Source organism: Pelagerythrobacter sp. Soil_C_18 (assembly GCF_057657235.1).
Genome location: NZ_JBDGIU010000002.1, coordinates 1 through 20,014, shown reverse-complemented (window position 1 = coordinate 20,014; position 20,014 = coordinate 1). Strand labels below are relative to the sequence as shown.

The following is a 20,014-nucleotide window of genomic DNA, read 5'->3' as shown; positions in this document are numbered from 1 at the left end:
CCGCTAGGGGTGAGCGGGAATTTATGGCTAGGCGGCCTGGTAACCGCTGAGACTGGCGAAGTGCCGCACCAGCGCCAGATGCAGCAGCACGTCCTCCGCCGCGCCGCCGAACTGCATCGCGTCGGTGACGTCGCCGGTGCGGTGATAACGGTCGCGCATATAGGCTTCCATCGCCTCGCGATCGGCAAAGGCGCTGGAGACCATCAGCGCGGGCACGTCGTGCTGCAGCAGGGCCCAGCCATCCTGCCTGCGGACGTAGCGGTTGGCGTAGTCGTGATCGCCAAGCTTGCGGCCAAGGCTGGCTATGATGCGCTCCACTTCGTCGTCCAGGGCCGTCATACCGTGCCCCACGATCGCCACCGGGCCGCCACGCGGCGCCACGGCGATCGTGTCCACGTTGAACGCAGCAACGATGGTATCGAGCGGCAACGGCGGATCCTGCGCGAAGGCCCGCGTGCCCAGCAGGCCCCACTCTTCCGCCGTGGTTGCCACGAAATAGACGTCCCGGTCGAGCTGCGGCCCCTGCGCGAGCCGCTTTGCGATTGCGCCCAGCACTGCGAGGCCGCTGGCATTGTCGACCGCCCCATTGCAGATCGCATCCGGCCCCTGCCCTTCTGCGCAGTGCCCGAAATGGTCCCAGTGGGCGAGCAGCAGCACCGCGCCAGCGTTTGGCAAGCGGCCCGGCAGGCGCGCAATGAGATTGTGCGTGCGCACCTCGCGCGAGAGCGAGGTCGCCTCCAGGCGCGCCTCGATGTCGAGCGGAACGGGTCTGAAGCCTTCGCGCCCTGCAGCGGCGGAAAGTGCCGCGAAGTGCTCGGCGCCCAGCAGCGCCTCCGCGCCTTCCCGCGACACGAGCCCGTCGAGCTGGGCGCCGTCTTCCGCGCCCGCCAGCCGGTAAGAGCCTTTGCTCCGCAGATCGGCGAGCTCCGCCAGCTCTGCGGCATCGGGGACGATCGCGAGCACGGCTGCGGCGCCTTTCTCCAGCAGCGCCTCGCGTTGCTCTACCTTGCGTGGATGATCCCACAGCATCACTGCGATGCGCCCGGCGAGCTCGGCCTGATCGAGCGATCCCCCCCTGCGTCCGACGAACACCGCCGGACTGCGTTCGAGCAGCGAGCGGCGTCCGGAGGTGTAGAGGCGGACCGAACCTTCCGGCGGCGCGAGCTTGCGGCGGCCGCGGAAGAAGGCGGCTTCGAAGTGCTCCGGCATGATGAGTTGCAGCGCCACCGGCGCGAACCACGGATTCGCCGGATCGTTCGTGCCCGACTCGAGCCCGGCCGCCTGCCACCGCTGCGCGAGATAGCGCAGCGTCTTCGCTTCGCCGTCCGTACCGGGGCGGCGGCCTTCGAACCCGTCGCTCGCCAGCACGGCGACGTCAGCCGCCAGCTCGCTTTCGATGACCTCGAGGCTGTCGGCCGGCGCCGTATCCATCCGCGCAGGAGCGCAACTCACGGCGGCCACCGCGAGAAGGATCACCGCCCAGCGGTGCATATGCGCCCCTGCCCCCACCGGCCGGCTACTCGGCGGTCCAGCCGCCATCGATGCTCCAGTTGGCACCGGTGACGTTGCCCGCTTCATCGCGGCACAGGAACACGGCGAGTGCGCCGATTTCCGCAGGCTGGACGAACTTCTTGGTCGGCTGCTTGGCCAGCAGCACGTCGTCGATCACTTCTTCGCGCGACAGACCGCGTGCCTTCATCGTGTCGGGGATCTGGTTCTCGACCAGCGGTGTCCAGGCATAGCCCGGGCTGACGCAGTTCGCCGTCACTCCGCTCCGCGCGAGTTCCAGCGCGATCGTCTTGGTGAAGCCGTCGAGCCCGTGCTTGGCGGCGACATAGGCGCTCTTGAACGGCGATGCGGTCTTCGAATGCGCGCTCGCCACGTTGACGATCCGTCCCCAGCCCTGCGCCTTCATGTGCGGCACCGCGCGGCGCACCGTGTGGAACGCTGCGGTCAGGTTGAGCGCGATGATCGCGTCCCACTTCTCGACCGGGAAGGCATCGACCGGCGCGACGTGCTGCATCCCGGCATTGTTGACGAGGATATCGATCGGCCCGGCCCCATCCAACAGCGCGTCGCATCCTTCGCGCGTGGTCAGGTCCGTCCCCACATGCTGCGCGCGGAGTTCGTCGCACAGCCGGGCGATCTCGGCTTCCTCTCCGAAGCCGTTGAGCACGATCTCCGCCCCTTCGGCCGCCAGCGCGCGCGCGACCGCAAGGCCGATCCCGGAGGTCGACCCTGTGACGAGCGCACGCTTGCCTGAAAGGAACATTCTATACCCCCTGCAGATTTGATGACCAAAGCCTTGCCTAAACGGCTTTTGCGGGCAAGTCTGCACCTGTCCAGATACTATCGGCGGACGCGCCTTCGGGGAGATGAATTGATGAGGCTCAACCGGTTCGATCCGCGCAATATTCGCGTACGCCAGGGCGGCGGCGGTGGCGGCCGGTTTCCCGGCGGCGGTGGCGGCAAGGTCGGCTGCGGCACGCTGGTGATCGTGGTCGTCGCCGCGCTGGTGTTCGGAGTGGACCCCGGCCAGATGCTCGGCACGATCGACAGCGTCCAGCAGAACGCGCCGGCCGGGCAGCAGCCGCAATCGGATCTGTCGGAAACCCAGGTCTGCGAACAGAACGAATATGCTCTCGAAGGCTGCAACGCGCTCGACTCGCTGAACCGCACCTGGCAACCCGAGTTCGAGCGCGCGGGGATCGCTTTCCAAGACCCGGTGCTCGAGTTCTACGCCGGCGGCACCAACTCCGGCTGCGGCGGCGCCTCGAGCGCGATGGGCCCGTTCTACTGCCCTGCGGATCAGGGCATCTATATCGACACGAGCTTCTACGACACGCTCGCCCGCGAGCTCGGCGCAGGCGGCGACTTTGCCCGCTACTACGTCATGGCGCACGAATACGGGCACCACATCCAGTATCTCACCGGACTCGCCGCGCAGGTGCGCAGCGCGCAGTCGCAGAACCCGGGCCGCGCCAACGAGCTGCAGGTGCGGATGGAACTGCAGGCGGACTGCTATGCCGGCGTCTGGGCGGGCAAGAACCGGAACCTGATCGACCCCGGCGATATGGAGGAAGGGCTGCGCGCCGCGAGCGCGATCGGCGACGATACGCTCCAGCGGCAGGCGGGGCAGCAGGTCAGCCCCGAAAGCTTCACCCACGGTTCGAGCGCACAGCGCTCGGAAGCCCTGCGGCGCGGAATGGAGCAGGCCGATGATAGTGTGTGCGATGCATATTTCGACATGCGCTAGGGCGCTCGCGCTCGCGTCGGTCCTGGCCGGCGCGCCGCTCGCGGCGCGCGACCAGGCGAACGTGCGCGACCGCGATCCGGACATGAAGGACATCGCCACCACGCCGCTTACCGATCTCAACCTCGCTAAGGATCCGATTCCGGAAATCCTGCTCACCGCGGCGCAGTCGCCTTATACGAACGAAGGGCTGGACGAATGCGGCGAAGTCGAGGGGGCGATCGCCCAGCTCGATGCCGTGCTCGGCGCCGACCTCGACATCGCCGACGAGGACCGTGACGACATCTCAGTCGGCCGCATTGCCAAAAGCGCGGTGGGATCGTTCATTCCCTTCCGCAGCATCGTGCGCGAGATTACTGGCGCCGCAGACCACCAGCGCGAGTTCGAGGCGGCGATCGTCGCCGGGCTGATCCGGCGCGGCTATCTCAAAGGCCTGGGTGAACAGATGGGCTGCGCCTATCCCGCCCGCCCCGCATTCGCGAAGATCGACGTGACGAAGGACGACCGCGTCGAATGGGCCGAAACCCAACTCGCGTTCGGCGCCGCCAATGCGCAAGCTGCGCCCGCCGTCGAGAAACCAGGAACGGAAAACGAAGGCGACCGGGGGATCACCTTCGTTTCCGAGGAAGTCGTGCAGCCAGTGGGTGGTTGAACCGCCGCGGCTTAGTTCTTCGCGGCAATCCGCGCGATCGACTCGTCCAGCGAACTCAGCACGCGCGCCCGCATCTCCGCTGAGATCGCTCGGTCGCGAGCGATCTCCGCCCGAGCCTCGCGCAAGCCGCGCATCGCTTCGGCGTTGATCGCGGCGGTGCAGATGCGGATCACCTGCCGTCCATCCTCGGAGCTCTCGTGGATCACCTGGGTGCCGCTGCAGCCCTCAATCACGCGCGGGACCTCAGGCATGTCAGCCAGAGCGATGCGCACTTGGTGTCCGATACGCTCGCCCAAGCTGCCAAGCTTGCCGAGTTTACCAAGTTCGCCGAACTCGTTCTCGAATTCTTCGAGTGCCTTGAGGTGAGCTGCTCGCGCTTCAGGAGAGAGGCGCGGAGCACTGCCCTCCCAAGTCGCGCCGTCACCTTGCATCTTGACGACCATCGGCTCCCCCTTGTGGTCACCATCGAGCCGATGGACGACGATGTGGCGGTGCTCACCATCAGGATGGTCGCCGACGACCTGAAGCGGAAGCGGTGCCGGCGGTGCGGGAGGTGCCGGGGGAGCGGGCGGGGCCAGCGGCACGTCGGCAGGAGCGGTCGGCGCAGCCGGTGGCTCGGGCGGCTCCGGTAGCGTTATGGTTTCCGCATAGCTGATCGAAGCCGTCAACGGCAGGACGAGAAGCCCGGCGGCAACCAGTGCGCGCCCGGCCATACGCCGGCGCGGAGTGATCTCGGACATGGTAAGGCTCCTCAAACGGTGGATGATCGATTTGTCGCCCAGGACCGGACAGGCCATCGGTGCGGCGAGCGCGACCCGCGGACCGGCAGCGAAGCTGGCGATGACCTGGCCATAAGCGGCGCGAGTCTCGCGGTCGCTCTTCTCGACCACGCGGGCGTCGCACGCCGCCTCCTGATCGCGGCGCATCGCCTGCCACCCGGCATAGGCGAGCGGGTTGAACCAGTGCAGTGCGAACAGCGGCTGCGCGGCGAAGTTCGCCAACAGGTCGTGCCCGCGGTGGTGAGCAAGCTCGTGTGCCAGCGCCAGGTCGCGTGCGGCGCGATCGCGCTGAGCCATGAAGCCCGGCGGCAGCGCCACGACCTTGTCCAGCACGCCGAACGCGATGGGAGCGTTGGTCTCCGGCGTCTCGACCAGGCGAATCTTGCCTGCCTCGCCCACCGGCACCGCTCCGGCGAGCAACACGCGGCGCATCCGGTGGTACCCGGAAAAGCGCAGCCACAGGAACACCGCCGCGCCTGCGAGCCACAGTGCAAGCAGCGCCGCCGCCCAGGGGACTGTCGGCGACGCTGCCTCCACTGCTGCACCCATCCCGTCCGGGGCGGCAGCTTGATCGATGATGAGATAGGTCGCCTCGAAAGGCGCTGCGACGGGCGCCGCCGCCGTATCGGGCGCGAGCGAGGCCGGCAGCGTGATCGGCGGCAGCAGCAGGCGCAGGAACGGCAGCAGCCACAGTCCGTAAGCCGCTTTCGCCCCGAAATGGCGCGCGACCGGGCGCCGCAGAACGAGGACCAGCGCGATCAGCGTGGCGGTCCAGACGAGCGTATCGAGAAGCCAGGTCATTGCTTCAGCTCCTTCAGCAGTGCCTCGATCTCCGCGATGTCGGCGTCGGTCAACGCCTCCTCCTGCGCGAGATGAGCGAAGAGCGGCGCAGCGCGGCCGCCGAACAACCGGTCCACCAGACGCCGCGATTCATCTCCGAGGTAGTCAGCGCGCGCCAACAGCGGGGTATAGAGAAACCGCCGCCCATCCGGCTTGGTAGCGACCGCCTGCTTGGTCACAAGCCGCGAGAGCAGCGTCTTGACCGTCGGCAAGCTCCAGTCGCGCTCCGCGCAGACCGCCTCGCACACTTCGGCGGCGGTCAGCGGGCTCTTCGCCCAGAGCGCTTCCATCACCGCGTGCTCGGCATCGCTGATGCGTTCGGGCCGTTCGTCTTCTTCGGACTTCGCCACGAAAACCTCCCCGGTTTTGCGTCTACGTTTGTAGACCTGTCGACTACGCCTGTAAACATTAAGCGTGGATGAACCGATTGGCGCCTGCCGATGCTGCTGGTAGAGCCCACTCATGCGTCTGTCGGACTGCCACAACGTCGGCGATCTGCGCCTTCTGGCGAGGCGGCGGCTGCCGTGGCCGGTGTTTGATTACATCGACGGTGCGGCGGACGACGAGATCACCCGCGCCCGCAACACGGCTGCGTTCGACGAGGTGGACCTCGTGCCTAACGTGCTCGCGGGCGTGGCCGAGATCGACACGAGCTGCACCATCATGGGCCGCCGCAGCGCGCTGCCGCTGATGCTCAGCCCCACGGCGCTCCAGCGCGTGTTCCATTGGCAGGGAGAGCGCGCCGTGGCGCGCGCTGCCGAGAGGTTCGGCCTGTGGTTCGGGATCTCCAGCCTCGCGACCGTGAGCATCGAAGAGATCGCGTCACTCGTGTCAACACCCAAGCTGTTCCAGCTCTACGTTCACAAGGACGCAGGGCTGAACACCTCGATGATCGAGCGCTGCAAGGCCGCCGGGTTCGATGCCGTGGCGCTGACGGTCGACACGATCGTCGCCGGCAAGCGCGAGCGGTGCGCGCGCAGCGGTTTCACCACCCCGCCCCGCTTCACGCCGAGCGCGGTCTGGTCCTACGCCACGCGGCCGCGCTGGGCGCTCGATTACGTATTCCGCGAGAAGTTCCGCCTGCCCAACCTCGATACGCACGTCCGCGAAGGCACGGGCCGTGCGGTTTCGATCGCCGAATACTTCAACACCATGCTCGACACCGCGATGGACTGGGACACGGCCGCACGCATCCGGCAGGACTGGGGCGGCACGTTCTGCCTCAAGGGTGTAATGAGCGTGGCCGACGCGCGCCGCGCCGTGGAGATCGGGGCGGACGCGATCATGGTCTCCAACCACGGGGGCCGCCAGCTCGATGGCAGCCGCGCGCCGTTCGACCAGCTCGTGGAGATCGTCGATGCCGTGGGCGGCGAGATCGAGGTGATCTGCGACGGCGGCGTGCGGCGCGGGACACACGTGCTGAAGGCACTGGCGCAGGGCGCCACCGCGGCCTCGGGCGGACGGCTCTATCTCTACGCGCTGGCCGCCGCCGGACAGGCGGGCGTGGAGCACGCGCTCATGCTGCTCAAGGATGAGATCGAGCGAGGTATGCGCCTGATGGGCGTGACCTCCATCGATCAGCTCGACCGCGAGATGCTGCGGCTGCGGTGAAAGTCCGGCATAATCGCGGCATGTTCAGACGATTCGCCGCGCTCGCCCTGCCCTTCGTACTCGCTTCCGGCGCCTTGGCGCAGGAGGCGGCGGGCCCTCAACCTTCCCGGGAAGCCGAACCCGAAACGACCCTCGTCGTGCTCGAGACGACGATGGGCGACATCACCGCCGCGATCGAGACCGAGCGGGCACCTGTCACCGCCGCGAACTTCCTGCGCTATGTCGACGAGGGCCGCTTCGACGGGATCGTCTTCTACCGCGCCATGCGGCTCGACTGGGGTGAGCAACCCAATGGGCTCATCCAGGCGGGTACGCAGCACGATCCGAAGCGCGTCCTTCCCCCGATCGCGCACGAGCCGACGAGCGAGACGGGCGTGCTTCACACCGCGGGCGCATTCTCCATGGCGCGGAACGCGCCCGGCACGGCCACCGGCGACTTCTCGATCATGCTGCAGGAGCAGGCGGGAATGGATGCCGATCCCACCTCGGAAGATCCCGAGCTGCGCGCCGGCTATGCCGCCTTCGGCCATGTCGTCGAGGGAATGGACGTCGTCCGCGCGATTCACGCTGCGCCGACCGACCCGAACAAGGGCGAAGGCTGGATGAAGGGCCAGATGCTCGCCGAGCCGGTGAAGATCATCGAGGCACGGCGGGCGGACTCGCGCGCGCCCGGCGAATAGCGCCGGCAAGACCTACGCGTCAGATACGCGGCAGCCCTTCCCCCGCTCGCGAGCCGCCAATTCCTTCGCGGCGAATGGTTATGCCGGTGAGGAGGCTGTCGGCAATCGCCCGCGCGCGTTCGCCGACCAGCGACGAGGCACCGGGATCGCCCTCCAGATCGCGAAGCGTGGCGTAGAACAGCGTCAGCCAGTGGGCGAAGTGCCGTTCCTCCAGGCCAGGGATGACCACGTGCTTGACCATCGGATTCCCGGAGAACTCGCCGCTGTTGAACAGGATCGAGCGCCAGAAGCTCTTCATCCGGGAAAGATGCTCGGGCCACGATTCGACCCGCTCCGCGAAGACCGGGCCGAGCAGGTCGTCCTCGCGAATGGCGGCGTAGAACCGCTCGACCAGCTCCGAAACATAATGTTCGTCCACCCCGAGCGCCGCGGCCGCCGCACGCTTCGCTTCACGCGCCTGGCGAACCTCCTCGCGCGTTCTCTCGACTGGGGTGGACATGTTCATGGTCTCGACTCGGCAGGGACTGATGGGGTCTCGCCCCTTCTACAGGTCTGGCCGGGAAAATCGACCGGAGCGCCGGCCGCCTCAGCACACCTCGGCAGTGTTCTCCGGGATCGGCCCAGGCGGTACACGCGCCGGGTGGCGGTGGAATGGGTCTGCGGCGAGGCGGTGGCGTTCGCCGTATGCCATGCGCAGGACCGCGGCGAGGCGCGGATCGTATGTCTCCAGATCCGCGTGGTTCAGGATCTGCTGGCCGTCGAAGACCGCCAGGCGGTTCGAGTTGAACCAGAACTGCGTCCCTTCCGCCCAGTATTCCTGCACGGTCGTGCTGGCGTATTCGTCACGCCAGAGACCTTCCTCGAGTGCCTTGGCATAAGCAGCTTCGACCTCGGCGTAGAGTTGCGGGTCGGCGGCGCGAATTGCCTCGAGGACGTTGTGCGCGAACTCGTGAACGAGGATCGTCTCGCCGAAATAGCGGCTCGTGCGCTTGCCGAGCACGTCCTCCTCCGCCCCGACCGTGTGGACGCCGCCGATGCCTCGGGCGCGGGCGTTCCAGTACTCGCGGTCGGTCAGGCTTCCGATCCGCGTCTCATAGTGCTTCCGCTCGCAGCGCGTCAGCCGCGGGTCGTCGGGCGCAGGCTTGGTCCAGTGCGCGTTTTCCGGCAGATCGGTGATCGCCTCCTCTTCCGCGAGGATCGCCACCCGATAGTCCTTGCGCGCGAGCACCGTGGCCAGATCGGGACGATGCGCCAGCATGTCCTCGACGATCGAGCGGGCATTGACCAGAGCCTCGTCGGCGACGCGCGGAGAGCCGACGATGGGAATGCCATCAGCCTCGACGTATTTCGTATAGAAGGGATCAAGATCGAGGTTCTCGGGCGGTGGCGGCAGCGCAGCGCAGGCGCTGGCCAGAAGCGCCGTCAGAGGAAGCAGTAGAATGGCCCTCATCGAACGCCGGACTGGATCGCCATTCCTCCGGTTAGGCCGCGACCGCCGCGCCGAGGAAGGGCCGCACTGCGGCCATGGCGCGATCGACATAGACGTCCTTCTCGCCGACAGGGGCGACGTAGTGCAGCGCCTCTTCCGCTTCACGCTCTCCGGCAAGCCGCGCAATGATCCAGGCCGCGAGATATTGCGAAGCGAGGCAGCCGCCCGCCGTCGCGACATTGCCGTGCGCCACGAACGGGGCGTCGATCACGTTCACACCCGCTTCGATCACCCATGGTTTGGTGGTCAGGTCCGTGCAGGCAGGCAGGTTGCCGACCAGGCCCAGCTTGGCCAGGAGCAGCGTGCCCGAACATTGCGCCCCGATGAGTTGCCGCTCAGGATCGAGTTCGATCCGTGCCAGCATGACGGGATCGGCCGCGATCTCGCGGGTGCGGATGCCGCTGCCGATGATCACCGCATCCGCCTCGCGCGCGAATTCGAGCGGTTTCTGACGTTCGACGGTCACGCCGTTCATCGACGTCACGAGCGGCGTGGGGGCCGCGATGTGCGCCTTCCACCCCGCCCCATGCATGCGGTTGAGGATCGCTGCCGCGACGAACGAGTCGAGTTCATTGTACCCGTCGAACGTCAGGACCGCGATCTGCATGGTTAGTACACCCGTTTCTTCGGCTTGATGTATTCGATGTCGTCGGTGAGCGTGTATTCGTGAACCGGGCGGTAATCGATCTTCACCGCGCCTCCGTTTCCGCCCCACCCTTCGAACCATGCCACGGTGTGCTTCATCCAGTTGGCGTCGTCCCGCTCGGGGAAGTCTTCGTGCGCATGGGCGCCGCGGCTTTCCTTGCGGTTCTCGGCAGAGGCGATGGTCACGTTCGCCTGCGCCATCAGGTTGTCGAGCTCGAGCGTCTCGATCAGATCGCTGTTCCAGATCAGCGAACGATCGGAGACGTGGATGTCCTCCATCCGCTTGTTGACGTTGCGGAGCAGCTCGACGCCTTCGGAAAGCAGCTTGCTGTCGCGGAACACTGCGGCATGCTTCTGCATGTTCTTCTGCATCTCGGCGCGGATTTCCGCGGTCGGCGAACCACCGCTGGCGTGGCGGAAATGATCGAGGCGCGCGAGCGCGAGATCGGCGCTGTCCTGCGGCAGCTCTTCGTGGCCGGTGCCCGGCTTGATGATCTCCTTGAGGCGATGGCCAGTCGCGCGGCCGAACACCACCAGGTCGATCAGCGAGTTGGAACCGAGGCGGTTCGCGCCGTGAACCGACACGCAGGCCGCTTCGCCCACCGCGAACAGCCCGGGCACGACCGTTTCCGGGTTGCCGTCGGGGCCGATGGTGACGACCTCGCCGTGATAGTTACAGGGAACGCCGCCCATGTTGTAATGGACGGTGGGCGTGACGGGGAGCGGCTGGCGCGTCAGATCGACGCCGGCGAAGATCTTCCCGCTCTCGGTGATGCCCGGCAGGCGCTCCGCGAGCACCTTGGGATCGATGTGATCGAGGTGAAGGAAGATGTGATCCTTCTCCGGCCCCACGCCGCGTCCTTCGCGCATTTCCAGCGCCATCGAGCGGCTGACGACGTCGCGGCTCGCAAGGTCCTTCGCGCTCGGAGCATAGCGCTCCATGAAGCGCTCGCCTTCGGAGTTGGTGAGGTAGCCGCCCTCGCCGCGCGCGCCCTCGGTGATGAGCACGCCCGCGCCGTAGATCCCGGTCGGGTGGAACTGCACGAACTCCATGTCCTGCAGCGGCAGGCCGGCGCGCAGCACCATGCCGCCGCCGTCGCCGGTGCAGGTGTGCGCGCTCGTCGCGGTGTAGTAGCAGCGGCCGTAGCCGCCAGTCGCCAGAACGACGGCCTTGGCGCGAAAACGGTGGATCGTGCCATCGTCGAGGCACATCGCCATGACGCCGCGGCATACGCCGCCGTCCATGATCAGATCGAGCGCGAAGTATTCGATGAAGAAGTCCGCATCGTACTTCAGGCTCTGCTGGTAGAGCGCGTGGAGCATCGCGTGCCCCGTGCGGTCCGCTGCGGCACAAGTCCGCTGCACGGGCGGCCCATCGCCCATGTTCTGCATGTGACCGCCGAACGGACGCTGGTAGATCGTGCCGTTCTCATTGCGGCTGAAGGGTACGCCCGCATGCTCGAGCTCGTAGACCGCCTGCGGCGCCTCACGCACCATGTATTCGATCGCGTCCTGGTCGCCGAGCCAGTCGGAGCCCTTGACGGTGTCGTACATATGCCACGACCAGTGATCGGGCGTGTTGTTGCCGAGGCTGGCCGCGATGCCGCCCTGCGCCGCCACTGTGTGCGAACGGGTCGGGAATACCTTGGTAATGCAGGCCGTCTTCAAGCCGGCTTCGGCCGCGCCCATCGTCGCCCGCAGGCCCGAGCCGCCGGCGCCGACCACGATCACGTCGTAAGTGTGGTCGACGATCGGATAGGCCGGCTGCTGCCCGGCCTTCTGAGTCGGTTCGTTGTTGGTGGCGGTCTTGGGTGCCGGGTTGGCCATCAGGCGGCTCCTCCGAATGCGATGCGGGCGACGCAGAGCAGGCCGAAGGCCGCGCCGCCGACCGTCGCGACATTGAGCAGCGCGATCGCCGCGAATTTGTTGCCGGGCGTGTGGACGTAGTCCTCGATCATCACCTGCAGGCCGAGGCGTGCGTGCCAGAACGGGCTGACGATCAGCAGCGCCATCGCGGTCGCGGCGAGCGGGTGCGAGAGATAGCCGGTGACAGTCGCGTACGAGAGATCGGGCAGCAGCAGGATCGAGCCGACCAGCCATAGCACGAGGATGAGGTTGCCGATCGCGGTGAAGCGCTGGAGCAGCCAGTGATGCACGCCCTCGTGCGCCGAGCCCAGCCCACGTACGCGGCCGATCGAGGTTCCGTTACCCATGGTTCAAGTCCTCAGAGAAGCAGCAGGGCGGCCCAGAACGCCGCCGTCAGGGCAATGCCGATGATCGGGGACGCGACGGACCAGGCCTTGTTGAGGCCAAGCTCGTACCCCGCGCCAATGTCGAGCACGAAGTGGCGCAGGCCCGAAGTCATGTGATTGAAGAACGCCCAGGAAAGACCGACCAGGACGACGTAGCCGTACCACGAGGTCGCGATCCCGGTGAAGGTCGCGTAGGCCTCCGGCCCGCTCGCCAGCGCGCCGAGCCACCACAGCAGCACGCCCAGCCCGACGATCGCCATCCCGTCGCCGGTGACGCGGTGCAGGATCGAGACCAGCATGTGCGGGCCCCATTTCCAGATGCTGAGGTGCGGGGAGAGTGGTCTTTCGGCCATGGCGATTGTCCGGTTGCCCTTGAAATTGCGCCCTCCCCTTAGCGCAATCGACTGGCGAGACAAGGCACGTGCAAGGCTCGCTTGCGATAATCCCCCTCCCGTCATCGCCGCACGGGCGGGCGCAGTTCCTGCACGGGAAGCTGGATCGCCGCCTGCGCAGGGATGACGGACAGGTGACGGTGCGATAAGCGCCGGAAATGCCCACGATCCTCCTCACCGGCTCCAGCCGCGGCATAGGCGCCGCGATCCGCACGCAACTCGAAGCGCGCGAAGCGCGCGTGGTCGGCCACGCCAGCACGGCGCACGATGCGCAGACCATCGGCGCCGACCTCGCCGAACCGACCGCCCCGCACATGTTATGGGAAGAGGCGCTGGACCGCGCCGGCGGCGAGATCGACGTGCTGATCAACAACGCCGGCCTGTTCCAGGCGAATCCGCTCGACCGTTCCGACATCGAATGGCTCGATGGGTGGGAGGATACGCTGCGGATCAACCTCACCTCGGCCGCGCAGCTTTCGCGCTTCGCGGTGCGGCACTGGCTGGAGCGGGGCGTACCCGGCCGTATCGTCCACGTCGCGAGCCGCGCAGGGCACCGTGGCGACTCGCCGGCCCACTGGCACTACGCCGCCGCGAAGGGAGGCATGCTTGCGCTGCATAAGACGATCGCCCGGGCTTATGCCAAGGACGACATTCTGAGCTTCGCGATAACACCGGGCTTCACCGACACGGCGATGGCGGGCGACTACCTCGCCAGCCGCGGCGGGCCGGACCTCCTCGCCGACATCCCCCTGGGCCGCGTCGCCGAGCCGGACGAGATCGCCGCCATCGCCGTCTTCTGCGCCCTAGACGCCCCCGCCAGCATGACCGGCGCGACGGTGGACGCGAACGGAGCGAGTTACGTCCGGTAATCCCCGGCCGCCTACCGCCGCTTCCGCCGGGCGAACGATCGGGCTAGTGAGCGTCCATGCCCGATAGCTGGAAACTCACCGCGTTCGCCCACAAGCCGTCGGTCCAGGCCGCACTCGTCGCGCAGGAGGATGCGCCGGACTGGGACGACGAGGTCGTGCTCACCGGCTGCGAGGTGGCGGAAGACAGGCCGCTGGACTGGCGGCTCGACGCGTACTTTCCGCGCAAACCGACCCGTGCCGACCGGACCATGGTGGCCGCTCTGTTCGCCGGCGGCACGCCGGAGTTGCTTGCCGAGAAACTGCCGCCGACAGACTGGGTGACAGAGAGCCAGTTGGGCGTCGAGCCAATCCGTGCAGGCCGGTTCTTCGTCCACACGCCCGAGCACGCACCGAGCGACGCGTCGGGCGTGGTGAACCTGTCGATTCCCGCCAGTCAGGCGTTCGGCACCGGGCAGCACGTGACGACCGCGGGATGCCTAGCCATGCTCGACGCGATGAAGCGCAGCGGCGTCGCCCCGCGCAACTTTGCCGACATCGGTACCGGCACCGGCCTACTCGCCTTCGCCGCGCTTGCACTCTGGCCTCGCGCGCTGGCGACCGCGAGCGACCTCGATCCGGCCTGCGTCGGCGTGGTCGAGGACAACGCGGCGGCGAATGGCTTCGCGGCCGGCGGCCGGCTCGGCGAACTGGCGATGGTGGTCGCCGACGGGATGCACCATCCGCTGCTCCGGGCTCGCGCGCCGTACGATCTGCTGATCGCCAACATCCTCGCGGGACCGCTAGTGGAACTCGCGCCTGATTTCGCACGCGCAGTGACGCCGGGCGGGAATCTGCTCCTCGCCGGACTGCTCCAAACGCAGGAGCAACGCGTGCGGCGAGTTTACCGGCGGGAAGGTTTTCGCCTGGCGTCGCGGCTGGTGAACGGCGACTGGTCGATCCTCTGGCTGCGGCGACGGACGGCGCGGTGACCTCGCCTTCCCCCTCGCTTTTCCGAGGGGCGGGGCTCCGCGACTGCCTGCGGGTGCTCGCGAACAGGAGAGTCTGGCGAGTCACGGGAAAGGTCCTTGCCTGGCTCGCGCTCGTCATCGGCCTGTTCATGGCATTTGCCTGGATCGGCTCCTCCATCCCGCGCAATGGAGACTGGACGGAGCCGGAACGCGGCGTCGAGATCATGATCGAGACCAACGGCGTCCACACCGCCATCGTCATGCCGCTGGTCAGCCCGGAGAAAGACTGGCGTGCGGACTTCCCCGCCGCCGACCTGCCGGTGCCGGACCGGCCCTACACGCACGTCTCGGTCAGTTGGGGCGAGCGCGAGGTGTTCCTGAACACGCCAACCTGGGCCGACCTTTCGCTGCCCACCGCGATCAACGCGGCGACCGGCGGCGACGGCCTCCTCCACGTTGCGCACTATGTCCGCCCTGCTCCGGGCGAAACCGCGCGGGTCCTGCGCCTGCGACCCGCGGAATACGCCCGCCTCGTCCGGCGAATCGAGTCGCAGGTCGCCCCACCCGGCCGCCGCACCGTCCACGCCGGGTACGAAGACTGGGACGTGTTCTACGATGCACCCGGCACCTATCACCTCGGCAACACCTGCAATCAGTGGACCAGCGATACCCTGGCGGCGGCAGGGATCAGGACGGGTTGGTGGACGCCTTTTGCCGGGGGTGTGATGAAATGGGTTACCCCACCCCGGCACTAAAGGATGTTAAGAATAACCGCGTCGAACCTGAACGACACCCGTACTCACCGGTTCAGTTTCCGCTCATTCGGCCCGCCGTAAAAGAGCCTCATCTTATCAGAGGGGCCGCTGGCGGTGGGCGCGGCGTTCTCGACGAACGGAGACCCACGACATGACACTTGGACAATTTCTCAAAGGAAGCGCGATGGCAGCCGTAGCGGCCGCAATGGCGCTGACCGCCCTGCCCACCGAAGCCTTTGCCGCTTCTGCTGAAACGCAGCAACGAGCCCGTGACCGCGACCGCGACGACCGCCGGGGCAACGCCCGGCAGGGAAACGAGCGGATTCGCTGGGATGCGATGCGCCGCGCGGTACAGCAGAGCGGCGCGCGAAGCGATCGCCAAGAGAACCGGCGCGAGCAGCGGCAAGACCGCCGTGAGGATCGGCGCGACCGCAATCAGGACCGCCGCGAGAACCGGCGGGACCGTAACCGTAACCAGGACCGTCGCGAAAACTGGCGCGATCGCAATCAGGATCGTCGTGAGAACGTGCGGGACCGCCGTGATAACCGCCGCGACCGGTGGGATGATCGCCGTGACAACCGCCGTGACCGCTGGGACGACAGGCGCGACCGGCAAGACCATCGCTCCTGGAACCGGCGCTGGCGCGACAACAATCGTTACGACTGGAATCGCTACCGCGCGTCCAACCGGCATGTCTATCGCGTCGGACGCTACTATTCGCCATATCGCAACTATCGCTATAACCGGGTGAATATCGGGTTCCGGCTCGGCAATCTGTTCTACAGCAACCGCTACTGGATCAACGATCCGTGGCAGTACCGCCTGCCGCCGGCGCACGGCCCCTATCGCTGGGTCCGCTATTATGACGACGTACTGCTGGTGAACACATATTCCGGCGAAGTGGTCGACGTGATCCACGACTTCTTCTGGTAAGCTGCTTCCCCCCGCTGCCGGGGTTTCTCAGCCCGGCAGCCCTTTGCAAGCCCCCGCCGGCGCGAACCGGCGGGGGTTCTTGCATGTGCCCTCAGGCCTTGGGCGTTCCGAACGGCAGCATGCGGAACAGATTGCCGTCGCGGTCCATCAGGGTGTGCTTGAGCACGCCGAGGATGTGGAACGCGGTAATCACCAGCAGAGTGACCCCCGCGGCCGCGTGGATATGGAATATCTCGCGCGCACCTTCCGGATCGCTTTCGACCGGCATGGCGGGCAGGGTGAAGATGCCGAACACGTCCACTCCGCTCCCGTATTTCGACATGGCGAGCCAGCCGGCCAGCGGCATGACGATCAGGAGAACGTAGAACAGCGTGTGCGTGATCTTTGCCAGCCAGCGTTCCCATGTCGAAAGATGCGCCGCGAGCGGCGGATTCGGCTGGATGAAGCGCCACACGAGGCGCACCAGGGCGATCACCAGCAGAGTCGCGCCCAGCGAGAAGTGATTGGCCATGATCTCGCTGCCGGCTTCGTCGGTAGGCGCGTTCTCCGCCGCTACGGCGATACGCCACTGCGCAAACACGCCGATCGCCAGCAGCCAGTGCAACAGCATAGCGACGCCCGAATAGCGATGTCCCGAAGCTTCGTTCATGATCCATCTCCCTCTGATCCGATGTATTCTGCCATCGGCTTCCGGAACTCTTGAAGCATACACAAGCGCTGGTAGGGAAGCGCCATATGACGAAGACCGCGACTATTCCCGACAAGGACGCGCTCAAGCGCGTCGGCGCCTCCGTCCGCAAACGGCTCGAGGCGGATCCCCAAGCCTACAAGGTTCCGACCGACAAGGCGGAGATTTTCGCCGTCGGGGAGTTCCTGAGCGCACCCGAATGCCAAAGGCTGATCCTGATGATCGACGCCGTCGCACAGCCGAGCACGCTTTACGACACCGATTACTCGACCGGCTTCCGCACGTCCTATTCCGGCAATCTCGACCCGCGCGATCCCTTCGTGGCGGGCGTCTCGCGGCGGATCGACGACTTGCTCGGCATGAAGCCCGAGACGGGCGAGGCGATCCAGGGCCAGCGCTACATGCCCGGCCAGGAATTCAAGCCGCACAACGACTGGTTCTACACCACCGAAGACTACTGGAAGATGGAACGCAAGCGCGGCGGCCAGCGAAGCTGGACGGCCATGATCTTCCTCAACGCGGTCGAGGCCGGGGGCGAGACGCATTTCACCGAGGCCGAGATCAAGATCCCGCCGAAGCCCGGCGTGCTGCTGACATGGAACAACGCCCTGCCCGATGGCATGCCCAACGAGGATACCATGCACGCAGGCACTCCCGTGGAGAGCGGCGTGAAGTACGTGATCACCAAATGGTACCGCACCCGCAAGTGGGGGTGAGCGGATAGGCGGAAGCCTTAAACGCGCGCGAGCGCCTCGGCGATCAGGCGGCGGCTGTTCTCGATGCCGTAGAGCGCGATGAAGCTGCCCATGCGCGGCCCTTGGCTCGACCCGAGGAGCGTCTCGTAGAGCGCCTTGAACCAGTCACGCAGCGACTCGAAGCCGAACTGTTCGTCCTTGCCGATCTCGTAGACGATCGTCTGCAAGTCCTCAGCCTCAGAGCCCGGTCCGACATCCGCCAGCGCCTCGTCGAGCCTGCGCAACGCAGCCGCCTCGTTCGCGGTGGGCGCGCGGCGTTCCAGCGTCGGCGCTACGAAATCGCGGTTGTAGGCAAGCGCGGTGCCGACCAGCACGTCCAGCTCTGGATGCTTGGCCGGATCGGGATCGGCGATGTAGTTGCCGAGGTACGACCAGACCTGCTCGCGCGTCGCACCCGCACCGAGCACACCGACGAGGTTGAGCAGCAGCCCGTAAGTCACCGGCAGGGTGTCGCCCGCACCCGGAGCCTCCACACCTTCGAACCCGCCATTCGCGCGCAGCAGGTGCCAGGCCGGATTGCCGAGTTGCTTGTCGAGCTCCTGCTCGGGCAGGCGCGCGCGGAACTGCCAGTAATCGTCCACGGCACGCGGGATCACGCCGACGTGGAGCTGCTTGGCGCTCTTCGGATTGGGGAAGATGTAGAAGCCGAGGCTTTCCTCGCTGCCGTAAGTCAGCCACTCCTCGATGGTCAGGCCGTTGCCCTTGGACTTCGAGATCTTCTCGCCGTTGGCGTCGAGGAACAGCTCGTAGATGAGCCCTTCCGGCTTGCGGCCGCCGAGCACCTGGACGATCTTGCCCGACTGGGTGACGCTGTCGGTCAGATCCTTGCCGCACATCTCGTAATCGACGCCGAGCGCGTACCAGCGCATTGCCCAGTCGACCTTCCACTGCAGCTTGGCCAAGCCGCCGAGCACCGACTGCTCGACGACCGTCCCGTCCTCGTCGGTAAAGCGGACAATACCCGCTTCTGCGTCGACCACCTTGACCGGCACCTGCAGCACGACGCCTGTGGCCGGACTGATCGGCAGCACGGGCGAATAAGTCTTGCGCCGCTCCTCGCGCAGGGTCGGCAGCATGATGTCGAGGATCGCCTGATTGCTGCGCAGCACCTGCCGCAGCGCATCGTCGAACCCGCCCGAATTGTAGTGCTCGCTCGACGACATGAACTCGTACTCGAACCCGAAGCGATCGAGGAATTCGCGCAGCTTGGCGTTATTGTGGTGGGCGAAGCTGTCAAAACCGGCGTTGAACGGATCGGGAATGCGAGTCAGCGGCTTGCCGAGGTGCCCGGTCAGCATGTCGCGGTTGGGCACGTTGTCGGGCACCTTGCGCAGCCCGTCCATATCGTCGGAGAATGCGACGAGGCGCGTCTTGCCATCTTCCGGCTTCGCGCCGATCAGCGCCTCATAGGCGCGGCGGACCAGCGTGGTGCGCAGGACTTCCTGAAAGGTGCCGATATGCGGCAGGCCCGAAGGACCGTAACCGGTCTCGAACAGGACCGGAGCGCCGCCGGGCTTCCCGTCGGGATAACGCTTGAGCAGACGCTGCGCCTCCTGGAACGGCCAGGCCTTGGATACGCGGGCGGCTTCGATCAGGGTCTGCTCGGTCATAGCCCGCCTCTCGCGCAAGGCGGCAAATGTTGCAAGTGCGAAGGTACGCACGAGAAAAGGGGCGCCCCTCACGGAGCGCCCCTTCCCTGCGACCCTCGCGGGTCAGGCGTAGCGCACAGGGCGCCGCGCCAAGGCGGGCCAGTTCGCGGTGTACTCGCTTAAGTCGATCCGCGGGCGGGCGTTCTCGAACTTGCGGCCGAGCGACTGGAGGATCAGCCGCGCACGCCGGGCTCGGGCCCTCGTCGAGCGGAACGGATTGGCGCGGTCGGGCTTGGCCGCGATCATCTGCTTGAGCAGCGCGTCGCGCTCCTCGAAGGTTTCCGGAAGCTCCGGCGGCAGCACCACCGCCGCGCCATTCGCAGGCTGACCGCGATAGGAATCGAACGGATTGCGGACGTCGCGAGCGGGTTCCGGCTCAGGCTCGCGCACGGCGGCGAGCCCGGCGACCGGAGCGGGTTCGTTCTCGACCGGCGCCGTTGCAACCGGCTCGGCCTGGCGTTCCGCCGCAGCCATTTCGAGCTCGCCCGCCCGGCGCGACCGGCGGCGGAACCAAGCGAAGGCGAGGAACGCGAGGGTAAGCGGGATCAGACCAACGAGGGCCAGAGCGATCAGGGCGATCCAGTCCGGGTCCGCATCGGGCACCGGTTCGATCGCCGCAGTTTCCGGGGCGCTGGCTACCATCGGCACCGATGCAGCCGCCGCTTCGACCGGGAGCGAAGCCTCGATCGCAGGAGCCTCGGCTTCAGTCGGCACTGAAGCTGCGGCCCGTGCCGGATCGCGTGCGGTCGTAGCGGCAGCGGCGGGGGCGCGGCGCTCCGAAGCGGGTTCGGGCTCGGCGACCGGGGCCGCCGCCCTCGCCCGCG

The 20,014-nt window shown here is 67.0% G+C and carries 21 protein-coding genes and 1 pseudogene; 9 read left to right on the top strand and 13 right to left on the bottom strand.

Going from position 1 to position 20,014, the window contains the following annotated elements:
* Positions 1–27: 27 nt before the first annotated feature.
* Both AC3A5N_RS05675 and AC3A5N_RS05670 read right to left on the bottom strand, forming a co-directional pair.
* Positions 28–1,431 (bottom strand): M28 family metallopeptidase, encoded by a 1,404-nt coding sequence (locus AC3A5N_RS05675; protein WP_487736350.1) that lies wholly within the window; start codon positions 1,429–1,431, stop codon positions 28–30.
* A gap of 85 nt (positions 1,432–1,516) precedes the next feature.
* Positions 1,517–2,272: a 3-hydroxybutyrate dehydrogenase gene (locus AC3A5N_RS05670; RefSeq protein WP_487736349.1), complete on the bottom strand. Its 756-nt coding sequence runs from the start codon at positions 2,270–2,272 to the stop codon at positions 1,517–1,519.
* A 111-nt stretch (positions 2,273–2,383) separates the two neighbouring features.
* Here AC3A5N_RS05670 and ypfJ point away from each other — a divergent pair, with 111 nt between their 5' ends.
* Together ypfJ and AC3A5N_RS05660 are read left to right on the top strand one after the other, a co-directional pair.
* On the top strand, positions 2,384–3,256 hold the full coding sequence (gene ypfJ / locus AC3A5N_RS05665; protein WP_487736348.1) for a KPN_02809 family neutral zinc metallopeptidase: 873 nt from the start codon (positions 2,384–2,386) through the stop codon (positions 3,254–3,256).
* Positions 3,234–3,905: a hypothetical protein gene (locus AC3A5N_RS05660; protein ID WP_487736347.1), complete on the top strand. Its 672-nt coding sequence runs from the start codon at positions 3,234–3,236 to the stop codon at positions 3,903–3,905. The genes ypfJ and AC3A5N_RS05660 overlap by 23 nt, the downstream gene beginning before the upstream one ends.
* Positions 3,906–3,916: 11 nt before the next feature.
* Here the strand turns inward: AC3A5N_RS05660 and AC3A5N_RS05655 are convergent, their stop codons facing one another.
* Together AC3A5N_RS05655 and AC3A5N_RS05650 are read right to left on the bottom strand one after the other, a co-directional pair.
* Positions 3,917–5,485 carry a M56 family metallopeptidase gene (locus AC3A5N_RS05655; RefSeq protein ID WP_487736346.1) on the bottom strand — a complete coding sequence of 523 codons (1,569 nt, stop codon included), beginning with the start codon at positions 5,483–5,485 and terminating at the stop codon, positions 3,917–3,919.
* Positions 5,482–5,874, bottom strand: a complete 393-nt coding sequence (locus tag AC3A5N_RS05650; protein WP_487736345.1) for a BlaI/MecI/CopY family transcriptional regulator — start codon at positions 5,872–5,874, stop codon at positions 5,482–5,484. The genes AC3A5N_RS05655 and AC3A5N_RS05650 overlap by 4 nt, the downstream gene beginning before the upstream one ends.
* Positions 5,875–5,986: 112 nt before the next feature.
* Here AC3A5N_RS05650 and AC3A5N_RS05645 point away from each other — a divergent pair, with 112 nt between their 5' ends.
* Positions 5,987–7,135 (top strand): alpha-hydroxy acid oxidase, encoded by a 1,149-nt coding sequence (locus AC3A5N_RS05645; RefSeq protein WP_487736344.1) that lies wholly within the window; start codon positions 5,987–5,989, stop codon positions 7,133–7,135.
* 20 nt (positions 7,136–7,155) lie between these two features.
* A complete protein-coding gene (locus AC3A5N_RS05640; RefSeq protein ID WP_487736343.1) occupies positions 7,156–7,815 on the top strand; it encodes a peptidylprolyl isomerase in 660 nt (219 codons plus the stop codon).
* 19 nt (positions 7,816–7,834) lie between these two features.
* Here AC3A5N_RS05640 and AC3A5N_RS05635 read toward each other — a convergent pair whose 3' ends face one another.
* From AC3A5N_RS05635 to sdhC, 6 genes are all read right to left on the bottom strand, one after another.
* Positions 7,835–8,314, bottom strand: a complete 480-nt coding sequence (locus AC3A5N_RS05635; RefSeq protein WP_487736342.1) for a group III truncated hemoglobin — start codon at positions 8,312–8,314, stop codon at positions 7,835–7,837.
* Positions 8,315–8,401: 87 nt separating this feature from the next.
* On the bottom strand, positions 8,402–9,265 hold the full coding sequence (locus AC3A5N_RS05630) for a glycoside hydrolase (protein ID WP_487736341.1): 864 nt from the start codon (positions 9,263–9,265) through the stop codon (positions 8,402–8,404).
* A 31-nt stretch (positions 9,266–9,296) separates the two neighbouring features.
* Complete coding sequence (locus AC3A5N_RS05625; RefSeq protein WP_487736340.1) at positions 9,297–9,911, bottom strand: DJ-1/PfpI family protein; 615 nt, start codon at positions 9,909–9,911, stop codon at positions 9,297–9,299.
* Between the two features lie 2 nt (positions 9,912–9,913).
* Positions 9,914–11,776: a succinate dehydrogenase flavoprotein subunit gene (gene sdhA, locus AC3A5N_RS05620; protein ID WP_487736339.1), complete on the bottom strand. Its 1,863-nt coding sequence runs from the start codon at positions 11,774–11,776 to the stop codon at positions 9,914–9,916.
* Positions 11,776–12,162 carry a succinate dehydrogenase, hydrophobic membrane anchor protein gene (gene sdhD, locus AC3A5N_RS05615; protein WP_487736338.1) on the bottom strand — a complete coding sequence of 129 codons (387 nt, stop codon included), beginning with the start codon at positions 12,160–12,162 and terminating at the stop codon, positions 11,776–11,778. The genes sdhA and sdhD overlap by 1 nt, the downstream gene beginning before the upstream one ends.
* A gap of 11 nt (positions 12,163–12,173) precedes the next feature.
* The gene (gene sdhC / locus AC3A5N_RS05610; RefSeq protein ID WP_487736337.1) at positions 12,174–12,554 is read right to left on the bottom strand and encodes a succinate dehydrogenase, cytochrome b556 subunit; all 381 of its coding nucleotides are present in this window, start codon (positions 12,552–12,554) and stop codon (positions 12,174–12,176) included.
* 197 nt (positions 12,555–12,751) lie between these two features.
* Between sdhC and AC3A5N_RS05605 the strand changes: the two genes are divergently transcribed.
* From AC3A5N_RS05605 to AC3A5N_RS05590, 4 genes are all read left to right on the top strand, one after another.
* Positions 12,752–13,462: an SDR family NAD(P)-dependent oxidoreductase gene (locus AC3A5N_RS05605; RefSeq protein ID WP_487736336.1), complete on the top strand. Its 711-nt coding sequence runs from the start codon at positions 12,752–12,754 to the stop codon at positions 13,460–13,462.
* Positions 13,463–13,518: 56 nt separating this feature from the next.
* Positions 13,519–14,430 carry a 50S ribosomal protein L11 methyltransferase gene (locus AC3A5N_RS05600; protein ID WP_487736335.1) on the top strand — a complete coding sequence of 304 codons (912 nt, stop codon included), beginning with the start codon at positions 13,519–13,521 and terminating at the stop codon, positions 14,428–14,430.
* Positions 14,431–14,558: 128 nt separating this feature from the next.
* On the top strand, positions 14,559–15,164 hold the full coding sequence (locus tag AC3A5N_RS05595) for a DUF2459 domain-containing protein (protein ID WP_487736334.1): 606 nt from the start codon (positions 14,559–14,561) through the stop codon (positions 15,162–15,164).
* 205 nt (positions 15,165–15,369) lie between these two features.
* Entirely contained in the window at positions 15,370–16,098 is a 729-nt protein-coding gene (locus AC3A5N_RS05590) for an RcnB family protein (RefSeq protein ID WP_487736333.1), read from the top strand.
* 91 nt (positions 16,099–16,189) lie between these two features.
* On the opposite strand, the gene AC3A5N_RS05585 is transcribed toward AC3A5N_RS05590, so the two are convergent.
* Positions 16,190–16,747 (bottom strand): cytochrome b, encoded by a 558-nt coding sequence (locus AC3A5N_RS05585; RefSeq protein ID WP_487736332.1) that lies wholly within the window; start codon positions 16,745–16,747, stop codon positions 16,190–16,192.
* 86 nt (positions 16,748–16,833) lie between these two features.
* Between AC3A5N_RS05585 and AC3A5N_RS05580 the strand changes: the two genes are divergently transcribed.
* Positions 16,834–17,502, top strand: a complete 669-nt coding sequence (locus AC3A5N_RS05580) for a prolyl hydroxylase family protein (RefSeq protein ID WP_487736331.1) — start codon at positions 16,834–16,836, stop codon at positions 17,500–17,502.
* Positions 17,503–17,519: 17 nt separating this feature from the next.
* Here the strand turns inward: AC3A5N_RS05580 and AC3A5N_RS05575 are convergent, their stop codons facing one another.
* Both AC3A5N_RS05575 and AC3A5N_RS05570 read right to left on the bottom strand, forming a co-directional pair.
* Positions 17,520–19,151, bottom strand: coding sequence for a lysine--tRNA ligase (locus AC3A5N_RS05575; protein ID WP_487736330.1), 1,632 nt, complete (start codon positions 19,149–19,151; stop codon positions 17,520–17,522).
* A gap of 102 nt (positions 19,152–19,253) precedes the next feature.
* Positions 19,254–20,014 (bottom strand): annotated as a pseudogene (locus AC3A5N_RS05570) (hypothetical protein); the annotation flags it as partial.